The sequence below is a fragment of the Gluconobacter sp. Dm-62 genome (genome assembly GCF_018256155.1).
In the GTDB taxonomy this organism is placed as follows: domain Bacteria; phylum Pseudomonadota; class Alphaproteobacteria; order Acetobacterales; family Acetobacteraceae; genus Gluconobacter.
In genome coordinates this window covers 557,141-573,973 of the sequence record NZ_JAERLY010000002.1, presented here as the reverse complement: position 1 = coordinate 573,973, position 16,833 = coordinate 557,141, and the positions used below count along the sequence as shown (strand labels likewise).

Here is a 16,833-nt window from a genome sequence, read left to right as displayed (position 1 = left end):
TCAAGACGGAAGGATCCGGTCATGAGTTCCATCGAAGACAAGATCAAGGGCGTTGCCAACCAGGTTGCCGGCAAGGTCAAGGAAGAAGTCGGTCACGTGACGAACGACAAGGAACTTGAAGGTGAAGGCGTAGCCCAGAACCTCAAGGGCAAGGTCCAGAAGACCACGGGCGACGCCAAGGATGCGGTCAAGAGCGGCATCGACAAGCTCTGAAGCCAGTCTCCCGATCACAATGCAGCACCCGCCTTCATGGCGGGCGTTCGCATTTGTGGGGAATGATGGCATGATGGATCACACTTCCATCACTCCTTCCCTTCAGGAGACTGCCCATGTCTGCATCCTCAACGCCCCGCCCCGTCATGCTGGTCATTCTCGACGGCTTCGGCTGGCGCGAGGATGACTCAGACAATGCGGTCCGCCTCGCCAATACCCCGACATTCGACACGCTCTGGGCCACAAGCCCGCATGCGTTTTTAAAAACATCTGGCGAAGATGTGGGTCTTCCGGACGGACAGATGGGCAATTCTGAAGTCGGCCATCTGAACATCGGCGCCGGTCGTGTCGTGATGCAGGAACTGCCCCGCATCTCCCGCAGCGCGCGGGATGGCTCGCTGGCGCAGAACCCCGTTCTTCTGGAGCACATTGCCGCCCTGAAGGCTTCGGGGGGGACCTGCCACCTCATGGGCCTGATTTCGCCCGGCGGTGTGCATGCCCATCAGGATCATGTCGTCGCACTGGCAAAGATCGTCAGTGCGGCTGGTGTTCCCGTCGCCGTTCACATCTTCAGCGACGGCCGCGACACCGCGCCGCGCTCTGGCGAGCAGTTCATCGGAAAATTCCTCGCGGACCTGCCTGACAGCGTACAGGTCGCAACACTGAGCGGTCGTTATTATGCGATGGACCGCGATCGTCGCTGGGAGCGCGTCGGTCTCGCCGTTGACGCCATCCGCGACGCCAAGGGGCCTCATGCGACTGATGCGCTCTCTGCCCTTCAGGCAAGTTACGACAGCGACAAGGGAGACGAATTCGTTCTCCCTACGGTTCTGGGCGACTATGCCGGCATGAAGGATGGGGACGGCATTCTGTCCTGCAATTTCCGCGCAGACCGCATCCGCCAGCTTCTGGACGTCCTCGTCCTTCCGGATTTTGCGGAATACGAGAGTGGCCGGAAGGTAAAATTCGCGTCCGTCTGCGGCATGTCACGCTATTCCGACCATCTGGCGCCGCATATGAGCGTCCTGTTCTCAAAAGTACCGCTTGAGGACCTGCTGGGGGATGTCGTGTCCAAGGCAGGCAGGACACAGCTTCGCATGGCGGAGACGGAGAAATATCCGCACGTCACCTACTTCCTGAACGGGGGCCGCGAAGTCCAGTTCGAGGGCGAGGAACGCATTCTGGTTCCCTCACCCAAGGTCGCGACTTACGATCTCCAGCCCGAAATGTCTGCCCCCGAACTGACGGACAAAGCCGTTGCCGCCATTGAAAGCGGCAAATTCGACATGGTCGTCCTGAACTTCGCCAATCCAGACATGGTCGGCCACACCGGCTCCCTGTCCGCGGCCATCAAGGCCTGCGAAACGGTCGATCAGGGGTTGGGGCGCATCAATGACGCCATTGTCAAAGCCGGTGGTGCGCTGCTCGTAACGGCAGATCACGGCAACTGCGAAACCATGCGCGACCCTGTGACAGGCGGGGCGCATACGTCCCACACGCTCAATGTCGTGCCGGTTATTCTGGCTCATGCAGACGGTAAGACCATTCATGATGGTCGCCTGGCCGATCTCGCCCCGACCATGCTGGCGCTCATGGGCATCAGCCAACCTGATGCGATGACGGGTGTCTCCCTGCTTGAAAGCGCCTGATCCGCGACATGTCCTGCCGCTTGCCCTGATCCTGTCACCAGGTTTGGCGGCAGGCCATCATGTGGTTCATCGCCAGGCACAGCACACGGTCAAAGCGGTACACACAGCGCCAAGCGAGGGGCAAAAAGCCCTCGCCCGTGCACAGGCCGCACGCCGGGCTCTGGAACAGCGACAGGCCGCAGAAGCTGCAGCTCTTCATGCCAAACAGCTTGCATCCGCACAGGCTGAGGCAAAAGCCCGTCAGGACAACGCACGAACGCTCGCCTTCACGGCCCAGACCCATACGGCACAGTCCGCTCTGGACACGACCCAGAACCATGTCCAGACGCTGAAGGCCAGCATTGTCCAGACGATGAACCGGCAAGCGGCAGTTGAGGCCGACATTCGCGAACAGAATGCTGCACTGCAACCCCTGCTCCCCATCGCTGCCCGCCTGTCCATTGCACCCGACGCGGCACTGCTGGCCTCGCCTGAAACTGCGTCCGACAGTGTGACAGCCCTGTCTATTCTCGGCGGTTTTTCGCAGTTAACCCGAAAGCGTGCGGAAACACTCCAGTCCCGGGAGGACGAACTCCGCACCATCAGGACAACCCTGACTCAACAGCAGAAAGAACTGGCAGACCTGCTGGCGGAGCAGACCCGCGATCGTAACGCGGCGGCTGCACGCACACGGCTGGCAGCCCGGCAGGAAGCTGTCGCAGATCAGGGGGCACAGAAAGCCCGCAAGGCCGTTGCAGACGCCATGCGCGCCGCAGCAGATCTGTCTGCCGAAATCAACGGGCTGGTGCAGCAGGAGGCTCAGGCGCGCGCCGAACTGGAGAAGGAAGCCGCAGCCCTGACCCGCCAGCACCAGCTTGACCGCGCCCGCCATGCCCGTTCGCAGGCTCAGGCCCTGTCATCGGCTGGACAGGGCGTTTCAAGCAGCGGCGGCCATGCTCCGGTTCCAGGCCATGTCGCTGTCCGCTGGGGACAGACGACGGAAGCGGGACCGGCAACGGGCGTCACCTATGCTGCCCTCGCTTCTGCACCGGTCCAGGCTCCCTGCACGGGCCGAGTCGAATTTGCTGGTCCTTTCCGGTCCTTCGGGCAGATGCTGATCCTCGACTGCGGCCGCAATTATCGCTTTGTCCTGTCCGGATTGGGCCAACTGACTGTCTCAGGTGGCCAAAGTATCAGGAAAGCTGCCACACTTGGCCAAATGCCTGCGACCGATGGTATGCTTTTTGTCCAGCTCCGGCATGGCACGCAGGTCGTCAGCCCCGCTCCGTTCCTTTGATCCGGTTTGCCGAGCGCGTTTGACCTTGTAGGATCGTTTCTTAGTAATTTGGCAACCTGAACCGGCCTAGTCTGCCTCCGAGGCAACGACGGGTCAGTACGTTCCTTCGTTCCCGAGGATGGAGATCACATGAAGTTTCGCAGTGGCCTGTTGCTGGGCACCGCCTTTCTGGCCGGACTGGCCGTCGGACCCGGCGCCCTGCGTCTTGCTGGCTCCGGAGACTTTCCGGGTGCAGCCCTCGCCCGTGAAATTTCCCATGACAACAGCGCGGAAACCGTCCGCCTGCTGACGTTGCTGGGAACAGTCATGGATGTGGTAAAGGCAGAGTACGTCCACCCTGTCTCCGACAAGGACCTCATCAACAACGCGCTTGACGGAATGGTCGGCAATCTCGACCCTCATTCCTCCTACATGACCGCGGCCCAGTTCCACGACATGCAGACCGAGATTTCGGGCAAGTTTGGCGGTCTGGGTCTTCAGGTTCAGGGTGAGTCCGGGCATGTTCGCGTGGTTTCCCCGATCGACGGAACTCCGGCCGCACGCGCTGGTATCCAGCCGGGCGATTTCATCACGATGGTGGATCACAAGAGCATCGACGACCTGACGCTCGATCAGGCTGTCCGCAAGATGCGCGGCGATCCGGGCACGAAAATCAGCCTGACGATTGTTCGTCCCAAGACCGGTAAGACGCTCACTTTCGACATGACGCGTGAGATCGTGCACGTCCAGATCGTGAAGTCCGCGCTGTACGGTAGCACCGGCTATATCCGCCTGACCGAATTCGATGACGACCTTGAAGGCGCCATGCATGCCGCATTCGACAAGCTCAAGGCACAGGCCACCAAGGCGCCAGGCGGCAAGCTGACCGGCATCATCCTTGATCTGCGATCCAATCCGGGCGGCAAGCTCGATCAGGCCATCGCTGTTTCGGACGACTTCATCAAGGATGGTGAAATCGTCTCAATCCGTGGCCGTCATGCAGAGAACAACCAGCGCTGGGACGCCAAGGGTATGGACATCACCAATGGCCTGCCGATCGTCGTCCTGACGAATGGTGGCTCGGCTTCGGCCAGTGAGATCGTAGCCGGTGCTCTGAAGGATCATCACCGCGCCATTATCCTGGGCGAAAAGACCTTCGGCAAAGGCTCGGTTCAGACCCTCATCCCCATCGGCGATCAGGGTGCCGTGCGTCTGACGACAGCGCGCTATTACACCCCGTCTGGTCGCTCCATTCAGGGCTTGGGCATCACGCCTGACATCCCCGTTGCCGAGACGAAGGATGACGATGCTTTTGGTTATCGTGAGGCCGATCTGTCCCATATTCTGACGAATATCGGCGGCAATCGCACGAACGAAACGCCGCGTACCGACATCCCGCCGATCGCAAAATCCATTCCGAAAATGCCGGATGCCAGCTGGCCGGCGTTCGATGCCACGAAGCCTGCAACCGATTTCCAGCTTCAGCAGGCGATCAAGGTCATCAACGCCATGGCAGGACTGTCAAATCCAGCTCCGGCTACTGCGCAGGCGACCGAGGTCAAGGCTACCGCTCCGGCTGCCCCCAAGCCACCTGAAGCCCATCACTGACAAGGACATCCCGGATCGTGCAGAACCGTCCCGCCTCCAGCCGACCAGGGCTCTGGCAACGACTTCCCGTTATCGGACGCCTTCTGATCGCGTTCTGGGCCGTCCTTCTGGCGGGTGGCGCCGGAGCCGCGGCGCTTCTGTTCCACCACCAGAAGCCTGTAATTCTTGCCAAGGCAGCGCCACAGGCAAAACCTGCAGCTCCGCTTACCCATAACACGTCTTCGATCGCCTCCACGCCAGTACCAGAAGAGACAGCACATCCTGTCAGAACGGCTGATGCACAGCTCCCAACGCCGACTTCTGCAACGTCAGCGAGCGTTGTGCCGCCAGCCCCACCGATAACCATTCCTGCCAAGGCTGCCCCCCCTTCAGCTGCATCATTGTCTACAGCCGTGACACAGCAGGCTCTTCCGCCAGCGATCCCCCCTACCGCGCCAGCGCCCTCACCAATGACTGCACCCTCCCCGACCGCACTTCCGGCGAACCGGACCGCCATCGCGATCGTGTTGCAGGGGTTCGGCTACTCGGATGCACTGACCTACGACGTTCTCTCGCGCATTCCCGCCCCGGTTGCTGTGGGAGTTTCGCCCTATGTCAGCAACATCAGCGATATCATTGCCCGCGCGCATGCGAGTCACCGGGAAGTGTATGTCACTCTTCCCATGCAGAGCGCCCATCCTGAGCGGGTTGATGAAGGTCCGCACGCGCTTGGATATGGAAACTCTTCCGCTGGTGACCAGCGCGAACTGGAGTGGTGCCTGTCCCGTGCTGCCGGTGCGGAAGGACTGACAGATGCGTCTGAAAATGGGGATGACCAGCCTGGCGGTGGGTATACCACTTCTCCTGATTTTTCTCCGATCGCCAGTTTTATCAGCAGCAAAGGCCTGCTCTATCTGGCAGGCTCTGCGCAGGATGGTCGTCGTACCCGCGGGATGACGGCAACGGCCTGGATCGATGGCGACACGGACGCGGCCACTCTGGACAACCGTCTGGCCGCCTTGCTGCCTCAGGACGGAAAGCCCGCAAGGATCCTGCTGATGGTCGGGCCCATTACGCCCGTCATGATTGACCGTCTGGCAAACTGGCTCAAAAGCCCCGCAGCCAGTAACTTCGTAGTGGTGCCGCCTTCGGCTTTTGCCGATAGTGGCATTGGCAACGATCAAGCTGCCAATCTTTCATCTTCGACCCCGGTAGCGCCTCTATGATCGATCCAGCGACCCTCCCCTACCGTCCGAATGTCGGAATTGCGCTCTTCAACAATGAAGGCAAGCTGTTCATTGCAAGACGGACAGACCTCGCAGGAGATGTCTGGCAGTGCCCACAAGGCGGCATTGATGAAGGTGAAACGCCTGAAACTGCTGCCTGGCGCGAGATGGGCGAGGAGATTGGAACGCAGAATGCCTGTATTCTTGCCGAACGGGAGGGATGGCTTTCCTATGATCTGCCCCCTGACCTGATCGGAAAGGCCCTTGGAGGTCGCTTTCGGGGACAGACCCAGAAGTGGTTCGTGATGGGCTATGAAGGACAGGACGCCGACATCTGCCTGGACCTGCACGAGCCGGCGGAGTTCGACGCCTGGGAATGGGTGGAGCCCAAAGCGGTTCTGGAACGGAATTTAGGGTTCAAGAAAGGCCTCTATGCCGATCTGATCCCTGAGCTGACGGCACTTTTTCAGGCTGCCGCCAAAGACTGGGTCCGCACCAGTCGGGCATAAAGCCCGTCTTTCCTGATGAGCTCTGCGTGTGTGCCGGCTTCGGCTACAGCGCCCTGATCCATCACCACAATAAGATCGGCCGCCTGTACCGTAGAAAGCCGGTGCGCCACGATTACGGTCGTCCGACCTGTACGCAAATTGGCAAGGGCTTTCTGCACTCTGGCTTCACTCTCGGAGTCCAGAGCACTTGTGGCTTCATCGAGCAGCAGGACACGCGGATTACGTAGCAGAGCGCGAGCGAGTGCCACACGTTGGCGCTGGCCACCGGAAAGTCGACGCCCTCCGGGCCCTACGCGAGTATCCAGTCCGGCGGGAAGATTGTCGAGGAAATCGACCGCTGCCATGGCACAGGCCTTTTCGACTTCCTCACGCGAGGCAGAAGGCCGTCCGATCCAGATATTCTCGAGCACGGACATGTCAAACAAGGTCGTATCCTGACTGACATAGGCGATGGCATCCCGAAGGGAAGAGAGTGTCAGATCCCGCAGATCAACGCCCTCCAGGCGGATGGACCCATCACTGACATCATGCAGGCGCGGAATCAGGGAAAGTGCCGTGGATTTTCCTGCCCCGCTCGGCCCCACCAGAGCAACCGTCTTTCCGGGTTGAACATCGAAGGTCAGATTCTGCAAGCCGACCCGACCATCCTCGTATTGATAGCTGGCCTGCTGGAACGCCAGATGACCTTTTCCAGGCGGCAGGGATGTCGCACCCGCCCGCTCCATCACGGCCGGGGGCTCATCAATCACGGCAAAGACACGTGACAAACCGGCTAACCCTTCCTGAAGAGCCGTATTGAGTGAACCCAGTGCGCGAATGGGTCGGGACGCGGTCAGGAGAGCTGCAATAAAGGCCGTGAAATCCCCAAGCGTCGCCCCACCCTGCGCCGCTCTCCAGCCAGCAAAACCCAGTACGGCTGCAACAGCAGCACCGCCCAGAACCTCAAGGACGGGATCAACACGCGCGCGCCCCTTCGCAATTCGCAGGAATGCCGAATGCAGCAGGTCAAGAGACTGATCGACCCGTGAGCTCTCCCGCTCTTCCATACGATAGATGCGAACCTGCCGGGCGAGGGCAAAGCTTTCATTCAGCAGAGCCGATGTCTCACCGATCTGTTCCTGCATCCCGCCCGAAGCCCGGCGCACCTTCTTGCCCAGCTTCTGAATGGGCACTGCCGCAACCGGATAAAGCACGAGTGCAATCAGGCTCAGCTCCCAGTCCGTGACGATCATGGAAATCACAAGTCCCACCACCGTCACTGCATCGCCAAGAGCGTTAACTACCCGGATCATGGCTTCGCGGATCGAAATGGCATCCGTAGTAAAACGGGCTGCCCATTTGGCAGGTGCGTCTTTTTCGATTGTCGAGACATCTGCCTGAAGCGCATGAGCAAACATGCGAGACTGCAACCCGCGGATTACTGCCAGAACTAGTCCCTGCACGGCAATCGTCTGTCCGTACTGGGAGGCAGCCTTAAGTCCCGTGACAATCACGACGAGCGCCGGAATCTGATACAGAATACGGGAATCATGAGCCGCGAACATATCCACGGCCCGTTTAATAACGGCGGGATAAAGGGCGGTCAGTCCGGCCATGAGCACTGTCAGGATAATTACGGAAATGATCCGCCCAACATGCTGACGCATTTCCTCACGCCAGATGCGTGTCATCAGGACGCGGCTGTCCGTATCAAGAGCTGTCGTTTTCGTCATATCCGGGGGTTTAGCAGGCCTTTTGAAAAGGACGAAACCGCGGTTTCATTTCTTCGCTTCGAGATAAGCCAGACACTCCAGCCGACTGGGCAGACATCCCTGTGCCATCCACCAGTCCCGGGCTGCCTTCAGCCATTGCCCCATGCCGGGTCCCGGCAAGACGCCTTGGGCGATGGCGTCCTTTCCCGATAACGGAAATTCCGGTTGTGGCATGGCCTGTAAGCGGGAACGAAACTGATCCCACGCCTTGTCAGGCGCACCAACACGGCAAGCCTGCATCAGCCAGCTTCGTTCCAAAAGCCGATCCAGACCCTGCTCTACACGCAGGCGACGCAGGTCATTGTCAGATAATTTCGGATGCAAAACCGGCCTGTCTGACGCCCAGGCCTTGATCTTCAAAGCATCTGCGTTCGAAAGCCTCAGCCGATCGGGCAGCTCCCTGCTATCCTTACGGCACAGCGCAAACAGTCTGAGTAAAGAAGAGACAGGAGCATCACAGTTCAACAAACGGTTCAGGGAAGCAGGATCGGGTTCCGGAAGGATGACTGGAAGCAGTCCAACAGTCACCATTTCAGCAACCGTCTCCATGAGGCGCGGACCCGACAGAATTCTCAGCAGTTCCGAGGCGACCCGCTCAGCAGACAGCATACCGATCAGCCCAAGCTGCTCCGCCACAGCCTGACATGCCGCTTGATCCGGATGCCCGTTGCCGTAACGCGCATCAAACCGGAAGAAACGCAGGGCTCTCAGCGCGTCTTCCGCGATCCTAAGGGAAGCATCGCCCACGAAACGCACGCGATGGTTTTGAAGGTCTTGCTGGCCACCAAAGTAATCATGCAACTGGTCATGCCGATCCAGCGACATGGCATTGATTGTGAAATCCCGCCGGGCTGCGTCTTCTTCCCAATCCTGCGTCCAGGCCACGATCGCATGGCGTCCGTCCGTTTCCTCATCACGGCGCAGGGTCGTGATTTCGTACGGAGCATCGTTCAGCACGGCCGTCACCGTCCCATGTGCCAGTCCCGTAGGGATCACGCGGATACCGGCCTCCTCCAGAAGACACTGCACATCTTCGGGAGGTTCCGGAGTCGCGAGATCCAGATCATTCACGGCAACGTCTGCAAGCAGGTCACGGACCGATCCGCCAACAAGCCGTGCGTCAGGCAGCACAGACCAGAGACGATCCAGCCCCGTGCGATCTGGAAGATGCGCCAGCAGGCCGGAGTTCTGCATCATGCCGGGCGCGAAAGCGGGAAGAAACAGTCCTGACTCCAGACGCCAAGGCAGGGCTGGCCCTGCACATGCCCCGTAACAGCCAAGGCAGCCAGCTCATAATGAACCGCGCGTGTCACCCGCGCCAGAACAGGAAAATCCCCCTCGCCGTCCCTGACATGAACATACGGCACAGCCGCACAGTCTTCCGACGGGCGATCCCAGTCGCAGGACAGCGGATGTTCAGGGCCGATACAGATCAGCTCATCCATATTGGTCCGGAAACACAGGTTCTGCTGGCGGCCGCAGGTCCCGCGGAAATCCAGTTCGACCGCCACGAACGGGGCATCCTCAACCTGGATGATCCCCTGCTCCATTGGCGTTTTCAGCCAGTATGTGCCCTCGGGGTCCCGGGTCAGCATGGACGAAAACATGCACAGCATGGCTTTGCGCTTTACCGCGGAACCCCGGTAAAGCCATGTGCCGTCACGCTGGATGAGAAACGGCAGCATACGCGGCCCCGTCGAAGAAGAGCCGCAAAAGGAAGACTGTGACACCAGAGGATCTGGAGCCACGGAGACGTCAGGTCGGGCCGCCTGCCGGAACTGATGATCGCTCAATTTTCCCTCCAACTGCATAAAAACTCTCTTCTCACACCAACTTGGGTGCAATCGAGCCTTGATGAAACCCCCACACCTGTCAGAGTGGCGCCATGAGCGAGCAGCATTATTCTTCCGGCGTCTCCGCCGGCACCCTGCAGGGCGAGGCGGACGTGGCTGAAGCCGACCGTCTGGCCCCGGTTCTCCGTCACGTCCGCCAGGCCATCGGCAGCATTGTTCTTGGCCAAGATAGCGTCATCGAACAGGTTCTTGTCACGATCCTGTCCGGCGGTCACGCGCTTCTGATGGGAGCGCCCGGTCTGGGCAAGACCCTTCTGGTCAACACGGCGTCGCGCGTGCTGGGTCTGGACGCCACGCGCATCCAGTTTACTCCTGACCTGATGCCGTCGGACATCACGGGTGCCGAGATCCTTGATCAGGATGCAGACGGCCGCCGCGCCTTCCGCTTCCTGCCCGGCCCGATCTTCGGCCAGCTTGTCCTTGCCGACGAAATCAACCGTGCCAGCCCCCGCACCCAGTCCGCACTGTTGCAGGCCATGGCGGAGCGGCGCGTCACACAGGGGGGCAAGGATTACGCCCTGCCAAGCCCCTTCCATGTTCTCGCGACCCAGAATCCGATCGAGCAGGAAGGCACCTATCCGCTGCCCGAAGCCCAGCTCGACCGTTTCATGCTCCAGATCAGCCTCGGCTTTCCGGGGCGGGATGCGGAACGTCAGATGTTGCTTCAAACAACCGGCGCCACAACGCCGACAGTCTCGGCTCTGATGAATGCGGAAAGCCTTCTCGCGGCCCAGCACCTCGTCCGGCGGCTGCCAGTCGGCGATCAGATTGTGGATGCGATCCTGACACTGACACGCTCGCTGCGTCCGGAAGATCCGTCCGCCTCGCAGGACGTACGGGACGCCGTGTCCTACGGACCGGGCCCTCGTGCGGCTCAGGCCCTGATGATCGCGACCCGCGCCCGCGCACTGCTGGATGGCCGTCTGGCACCGAGTCTTGATGACGTTGTGGCTCTCGCAAGCCCGGTCCTGTCCCATCGTATCGGGCTGGGTTTTGGGGCCCGCGCTGCAGGAACGGACAGTGAAGCCCTGATCCGCAAGCAGGCGCAGGCGCTGCTCTGATCACCGTGAAAAGCCCGTCCGATACCCTGCGCAGTCTGTTTCGCCGCCACCGGGGCGCCAGTTCCGGCGCTCCGACCGCGCAGGCGGAAAGCCTGCCCCTGCCCGCGCTCGTCCTTGAAGCCGAAAAAATTGCCGCGAGCCTGCAAAGTGGCGTTCACGGTCGCAGGCGTTCGGGGCCGGGCGAGGATTTCTGGCAGTTCCGTCCCTACCATGCCGGAGAGCCTGCAACGTCCATCGACTGGCGCCAGTCTGCGCGTTCGCCGGTTGAAGACACGTTTTGGGTCCGGGAACGCGAGCGGGAAAATGCGCAGTCGCTGATGCTGTGGTGCGACCCGTCGCCCTCCATGCAGTGGCGTTCGTCCGAGGCCCTGCCGACCAAGGCGGAGCGGGCGCAGCTCTGCACGCTGGCTCTGGCCTCCGCGTCCCTGAGGGGCGGCGAGCGCGCTGGCCTTCTGACCGGGATCGAGGCAGGACGCGCGCTGGCCGGTCGGCAGGTTCTCTCGCGACTGGCTGCATCCCTTCTGCATCCGGATGTGGACGAACCCGAATTTCCGCGCATGTCCCTCGTCCCGGCGCGGTCCAATCTGGTCGTGATCAGCGATTTCCTGTGGGACGAAAAGCGGATCGACACGTTTCTCAAGACCTGCGTCAGCCGCCCTGTGCGAACGCATCTTCTCTGCGTTCTCGATCCAGCGGAACGGGAGCTGAAACGCTCCGGACGAATCCGGTTCGAAGGACTTGAAGGGGGCGTTCTGACCCTCCCCGCCACGGAAAGCCTTGGGCCGGCCTATGAACAGGCGATGACTGCGCATCTTGCGGCCCTAAAGCAGAGCGCGGCCTCCCTCCATGCCGACTGCATCGTGCATGATGCGTCGCAGAACCCGCTCCCGGCCCTGCTGGCGCTTCACATGGCATTGGGAGGCGGCCGATGATCCTTCTGGCACCGTTCCTGCTGCTCGGTCTTCTGACTCTCCCTGCCCTGTGGTGGCTGGTCCGCGCGACGCCGCCCGCGCCCCAGAACCAGACTTTTCCATCCCTGCTCATCCTGAACCGACTGACCGCCCGGCGCGAGGATGCGGCCCGTTCTCCGCTCTGGTTGCTGTTTCTGCGCATTGCGGCCGTAGCCCTCGTCATTCTCGGACTGGCCCGTCCCGTCCTGACACCGCATCAGGCCGAAAGCGGCAATGGTCCCCTCACCCTTGTTCTCGATGATGGCTGGGCGGCCATTCCGCACTGGAGCGAACGTATTTCTGCGGCTGTGGCTCTGGGCGAAACCGCGATCCGCAACGGTCAGGACGTGACGTTGCTGCATGCTGCACGTGCACCCGATGGTGCGATGCCTGAGGCATTCACCACGCATGACGCACATGCCCTGTCCGAACATCTCTCTCATCTGCGGCCCCAGCCCTGGCCGACGGACCGTCAGGCTCTGGCGAGCCTGCTTCAGAACCGTGATCTGTCCAGCCAGCGCGTGATGGTTCTTTCGGACGGGCTGGCAGCCACGGGTGACAACGCCCTGCATGATGCGCTGGCTAAGGCCCGCTCAGTTCAGGACATGCGCTGGAATGGCTGCGACGTCCTGCGCCTTGCCGCATCTGCTGGCCAGGACGGCGCCCTGCATGCGAAGGTCGACACGCTGCCGTGCCCGGCCCGGACCGTGACGCTGCATGCCGTCAATGCGAATGGCGGCACACTCGCGGCTTATCCCCTTGCGACAGGGCAGGATCAGACCATCTCCCTCCCGGCCCTGCTGCGAAACCAGCTTGACCGTCTGACGCTGGAAGGGGCAACCGGGCCGGCCGCAGTCCACCTGATGGGACAGGCCGATCACCGTCGCCCCGTTGGCATCCTTCAGACGCCCGGCGACGCGACGCCTCTCGTCGGGTCGGCCTTCTTCCTGAACCGCGCATTGCAGCCGATTTCGGATCTGCATAGCGGAGACGCCACAGCCCTGCTGGGAGCGCCGCTCTCTGTCCTGATCGCCACGGATGGTGCGCTTTCAGGCGATCAGACGCGCAACCACGTCCTGAACTGGGTGCGTCATGGCGGTATGCTCGTCCGCTTTGCCGGCCCCGGCCTTGCCGCAGATCAGACCGCCAGTTCTGATGCCACGTCCGATGCGCTCCTGCCCGTTCATCTCATGAGCGGCATGCGGCAGCTCGGCGGCCCCATGTCCTGGGGCAAGCCACAGACCCTGGCGCCATTCCCCGAGACCTCCCCGTTCTCTGACCTGACGATCCCGCCCGACGTGACCGTCTCACGGCAGGTTCTAGCCAAGCCCGAGACGGGCCTGACGGATCATGTCTGGGCGGCCCTGAGCGACGGCACGCCCCTCGTGACCGCGCGGGCGGAAGGCAATGGCGAGATCGTCCTGTTCCACGTCACGCCTTCGCCTGACTGGTCCAATGTGCCGCTGTCCGGTCTGTTCCCCGATATGCTGGAGCGCCTGATCGAGCGTTCGGCAGGCGTGGCAGGCGGCGGTCCTTCGGAACTTGCGCCCTGGCGCATTGTGGGAAGCGACGGCGGGCTCATCATGCCGCCTCAGGCCGCACGCTCCATCCGGGCGTCGGATCTGGCGCATACGGCCGTGTCCGTCAGTCATCCCGCCGGGCTTTATGGTCCCGCCCACGGAACGCATGCTCTCAATCTTGCAGATTCCGCCTCCCCGATGACGGAAGAACCTTTGCTCGGAACGCGGATTTCGCCGGATGGCGCCCATGCGGATCGCCCGTTTGGGCCTGCATTGATGGCCGCAGGTCTGCTGCTGCTCCTGCTGGATCTGATCCTGTCGCTGCGTCGGCGTGGTCTGCTGGGCGCTCTGGCTGTTGGCGGTCTTCTACTGCTGCCGATGGCCCATGCTCAGACGCTGCCTCCGCTTCCGGCAACGGTGCCGCAGGCCGCACTTGAGACACGACTGGGCTATGTCCTGACGGGGCATGACGATATCGATGCCGTTTCCCGCGAAGGGCTTCAGGGCCTTTCCGACTACACGACGGCCCGCAGTTCCGCGACGCTCGGCCATCCGGATGGCGTCACGCCCGGCAAGGACGATCTGGCGTTTTATCCGCTGCTGTACTGGCCGATCACGCCGGATGTTCAGCCTGACCCGGAACGGACAAAGGCACTCAACACTTTCATGGAACACGGCGGCATCCTGCTGATCGACGAACAGGGCGCGGGCACCGACACGGATTCCGGAACCAGTTCCGCCGCCCGGGCCGCGTTGCAGCGCGTCACCGACGGTCTGGTCGTGCCGCCGCTCGCAAAACTGACGGACAAGCACGTTCTGGCCCACACCTTCTATCTGTTGCATAGCGGCTTCCCCGGCCGTGTTGCCGGGCAGCCGGTTTATGTCGCCCGCAATGGCGATGAAGCGAATGACGATGTCAGCCCGGTCATCATCGGCAATGGCGACTGGGCCCATGCCTGGGCTGTGGACGGGTCTGGCAACCATCCCTTCGCCGTCCTTCCCGGTGGCGAAGACCAGCGCACGCAGGCCTATCGTTTCGGCGTGAACATGGTCCTCTATGCCCTGACCGGAAACTACAAGAACGATCAGGCCCAGTATCCCGAAATGCTCCGCCGTCTTGGCAGCCCCGAAACGGAAGCGCCCGCAACCAGCCCCGACAGCGTTGATGAGGAGGACGCACCATGATGTTCGACCTCTCTCCGATGCTGCCGGTCTGGCTTCTGGCGACGCTGGCGATCCTGACGGTTGCCGGCGCGATTTACGGTGCCCTAGGTGGTGCGCGCGGAATGCTCTGGCGGGCTCTCGCTGTTCTGGCCCTGCTGGGATGGCTGTCCGGGCCACGCTCGCTCCACCCGGTTCTGCGTCCCGTCCCGCAGGATGCCCTTCTGGTCGTGGACCGTTCCGCCTCCATGCAGGTCGGACCCCGCACAGCCATTGCAGACCGCGCCGCCGAACAGATCATGCAGGACGCAGCCCGTCTTCCCGGCCTGACGCTGCATCGCGTGGATGTTCCCGGCGGCACGGGACATGGAACACGCCTGTTCGAGGCGCTGGATCACGCGGATCTTCCGCAAGGCCGTTTCGCGGGCGCCATCGTCATAACGGATGGCATGGATCATGACGTTCCAGCCCATCTGCCTCCCCGCTTTCATGGCGCAGACGGGCAGACACTTCCGCTGCATCTCCTGCTGGCCGCGCATGGCGAGGAACAGGACCGCCGCCTGCGCATCCTGAGCACGCCGCCCTATGCCATCGTCGGGCAGAACGCCACGATCCGCGTTCAGGTGGACGATCTGGGCGCTCCGGCCACAGCCGACGCCATCCTCACAATCCGATCCGGCGACGCCCCGCCCCAGACACGACCGATCCAGACCGGCACACCGCAGGACATCACGGTGCCGGTCCAGCATCCCGGCGAAACGCTCGTTGGCCTGTCGGTTTCCCCGCTGGCGGGGGAAGCGTCCACGGAAAACAACAGCGAAGTCGTGCGCATCCGGGGCGTCCGTGACCGGCTGCGCGTGCTGCTGGTCTCCGGCGTGCCCAATCAGGGCGAGCGCGTCTGGCGGCGGCTTCTGAAAGCCGATCCGTCCGTCGATCTCGTACACTTCACCATCCTGCGCTCCCCCAACACCGATGACGGCACGCCGCTGTCGGATCTGGCGCTGATTCCGTTCCCGATCCGTGAACTGTTTCAGGAAAAAATCCGCAGCTTTGACCTCATCATTCTGGACGGATTCCGCAACAGCAACATCCTGCCAGACGAATACCTGACCAATATCGCCGACTACGTCCGCAATGGTGGCGGCCTTCTGGTGACAGCTGGGCCGGAATTCACGCAGGACGGCACTCTTCAGGACACAAGCCTCGCACAGGTTCTTCCGGCCCATGTCGGAACGGACGGCGTGGTTACGCGGGCTTTCCGTCCTGCCCTGACCGATCTGGGCAAAACCCATCCCGTCACGGCGGGCCTGACGGAAGACTGGGGTCCCTGGTATCGTGCGCTCCGGCCAGACCAGTCGCATGGCGAGGACCTGATGCACGGTCCTGACGGCGCGCCGCTTCTTCTGTTGGACCGGGTGGACCGGGGGCGCGTGGCCATGCTGATGTCAGACCAGCTCTGGCTGTGGTCCCGTGGCGAAGGCGGCGGCGGACCGCAGGCCGAGCTTCTGCGGCGCCTTTCGCACTGGCTCATGAAAGAGCCCGACCTTGAAGAAAACCGCCTGACGGCCCGGATCGAAAACGGGCAGCTCGACGTCGAGCGCCACGCTGCGGGACAGGCTGTTTCGCCAGAGGCTCTCGTCACCGCACCAGACGGAAAGCGCACGCCCGTCACCCTGAAACAGACGAATGGCGTCTGGCATGCCACGTTGGCCGCCGCGACGCCCGGAATCTGGAGCGTCCGACAGGACGGGCTCGTCGCCTTTGCAAGTCCTGTTTCCCACGATCCAATCGAACGGCAGGACCTGCGCGCCACCGCGACGGTCATGGGCGCAAGCGCTCAGGAATCGGGGGGAACGGTGTCATGGATCGCGGAACATACGCCGCATCTGAAACAGGTTCCCACCGGCTCGGCCATGACGGGTTCAGGCTGGATGGGTCTGCCCGTTACGACGGCCGCCGTCGCAGGCGAAACGCGGACGACGGACCTCGTTCCCGCATGGGCAGCCCTCCTCGCAGCCCTGATTTTCCTCGCAATTGGCTGGTGGCGGGAAGGTCATTGAAAAAATGTCACAATCCGGCACGTCCAAGAGGCATCTGC

Annotated in this window: 13 protein-coding genes; 10 read left to right on the top strand and 3 right to left on the bottom strand. The window is 62.1% G+C overall.

Translation table 11 applies throughout. The features are described from left to right. The first annotated feature begins 21 nt into the window (after positions 1-21). From JK202_RS04460 to JK202_RS04435, 6 genes are all read left to right on the top strand, one after another. Positions 22-213, top strand: a complete 192-nt coding sequence (locus JK202_RS04460) for a CsbD family protein (protein ID WP_211558590.1) — start codon at positions 22-24, stop codon at positions 211-213. A 116-nt stretch (positions 214-329) separates the two neighbouring features. After that, positions 330-1,862: a 2,3-bisphosphoglycerate-independent phosphoglycerate mutase gene (gpmI, locus tag JK202_RS04455; RefSeq protein ID WP_211558588.1), complete on the top strand. Its 1,533-nt coding sequence runs from the start codon at positions 330-332 to the stop codon at positions 1,860-1,862. After that, complete coding sequence (locus JK202_RS04450) at positions 1,849-3,138, top strand: murein hydrolase activator EnvC (RefSeq protein ID WP_211558586.1); 1,290 nt, start codon at positions 1,849-1,851, stop codon at positions 3,136-3,138. The genes gpmI and JK202_RS04450 overlap by 14 nt, the downstream gene beginning before the upstream one ends. Positions 3,139-3,267: 129 nt before the next feature. Further along, positions 3,268-4,725 carry a S41 family peptidase gene (locus JK202_RS04445; protein WP_211558584.1) on the top strand — a complete coding sequence of 486 codons (1,458 nt, stop codon included), beginning with the start codon at positions 3,268-3,270 and terminating at the stop codon, positions 4,723-4,725. Positions 4,726-4,742: 17 nt separating this feature from the next. Continuing rightward, complete coding sequence (locus JK202_RS16480; protein ID WP_211558582.1) at positions 4,743-5,930, top strand: divergent polysaccharide deacetylase family protein; 1,188 nt, start codon at positions 4,743-4,745, stop codon at positions 5,928-5,930. Further along, positions 5,927-6,439, top strand: a complete 513-nt coding sequence (locus JK202_RS04435; RefSeq protein ID WP_211558580.1) for an RNA pyrophosphohydrolase — start codon at positions 5,927-5,929, stop codon at positions 6,437-6,439. The genes JK202_RS16480 and JK202_RS04435 overlap by 4 nt, the downstream gene beginning before the upstream one ends. On the opposite strand, the gene JK202_RS04430 is transcribed toward JK202_RS04435, so the two are convergent. The 3 genes from JK202_RS04430 to JK202_RS04420 are packed head-to-tail and all read right to left on the bottom strand — an operon-like array spanning position 6,397 to position 9,983. Beyond that, positions 6,397-8,151: an ABC transporter ATP-binding protein gene (locus JK202_RS04430; protein WP_211558578.1), complete on the bottom strand. Its 1,755-nt coding sequence runs from the start codon at positions 8,149-8,151 to the stop codon at positions 6,397-6,399. The genes JK202_RS04435 and JK202_RS04430 overlap by 43 nt on opposite strands. A 45-nt stretch (positions 8,152-8,196) precedes the next feature. Further along, positions 8,197-9,387, bottom strand: coding sequence for a CCA tRNA nucleotidyltransferase (locus JK202_RS04425; protein ID WP_211558576.1), 1,191 nt, complete (start codon positions 9,385-9,387; stop codon positions 8,197-8,199). Continuing rightward, on the bottom strand, positions 9,384-9,983 hold the full coding sequence (locus JK202_RS04420) for a DUF1285 domain-containing protein (protein WP_408872130.1): 600 nt from the start codon (positions 9,981-9,983) through the stop codon (positions 9,384-9,386). Before JK202_RS04420 ends, JK202_RS04425 begins: the two co-directional genes overlap by 4 nt. A gap of 92 nt (positions 9,984-10,075) precedes the next feature. On the opposite strand from JK202_RS04420, the gene JK202_RS04415 reads away from it, so the two are divergent. Genes JK202_RS04415 through JK202_RS04400 form a run of 4 tightly spaced genes read left to right on the top strand, consistent with a single transcriptional unit; the run spans position 10,076 to position 16,795 of the window. Further along, complete coding sequence (locus JK202_RS04415) at positions 10,076-11,104, top strand: MoxR family ATPase (RefSeq protein ID WP_211558574.1); 1,029 nt, start codon at positions 10,076-10,078, stop codon at positions 11,102-11,104. A gap of 5 nt (positions 11,105-11,109) precedes the next feature. After that, positions 11,110-12,036: a DUF58 domain-containing protein gene (locus tag JK202_RS04410; protein WP_211558572.1), complete on the top strand. Its 927-nt coding sequence runs from the start codon at positions 11,110-11,112 to the stop codon at positions 12,034-12,036. Beyond that, on the top strand, positions 12,033-14,759 hold the full coding sequence (locus JK202_RS04405; RefSeq protein ID WP_211558570.1) for a DUF4159 domain-containing protein: 2,727 nt from the start codon (positions 12,033-12,035) through the stop codon (positions 14,757-14,759). Before JK202_RS04410 ends, JK202_RS04405 begins: the two co-directional genes overlap by 4 nt. After that, positions 14,756-16,795, top strand: a complete 2,040-nt coding sequence (locus tag JK202_RS04400) for a glutamine amidotransferase (RefSeq protein ID WP_211558568.1) — start codon at positions 14,756-14,758, stop codon at positions 16,793-16,795. The genes JK202_RS04405 and JK202_RS04400 overlap by 4 nt, the downstream gene beginning before the upstream one ends. Positions 16,796-16,833: the final 38 nt, after the last annotated feature.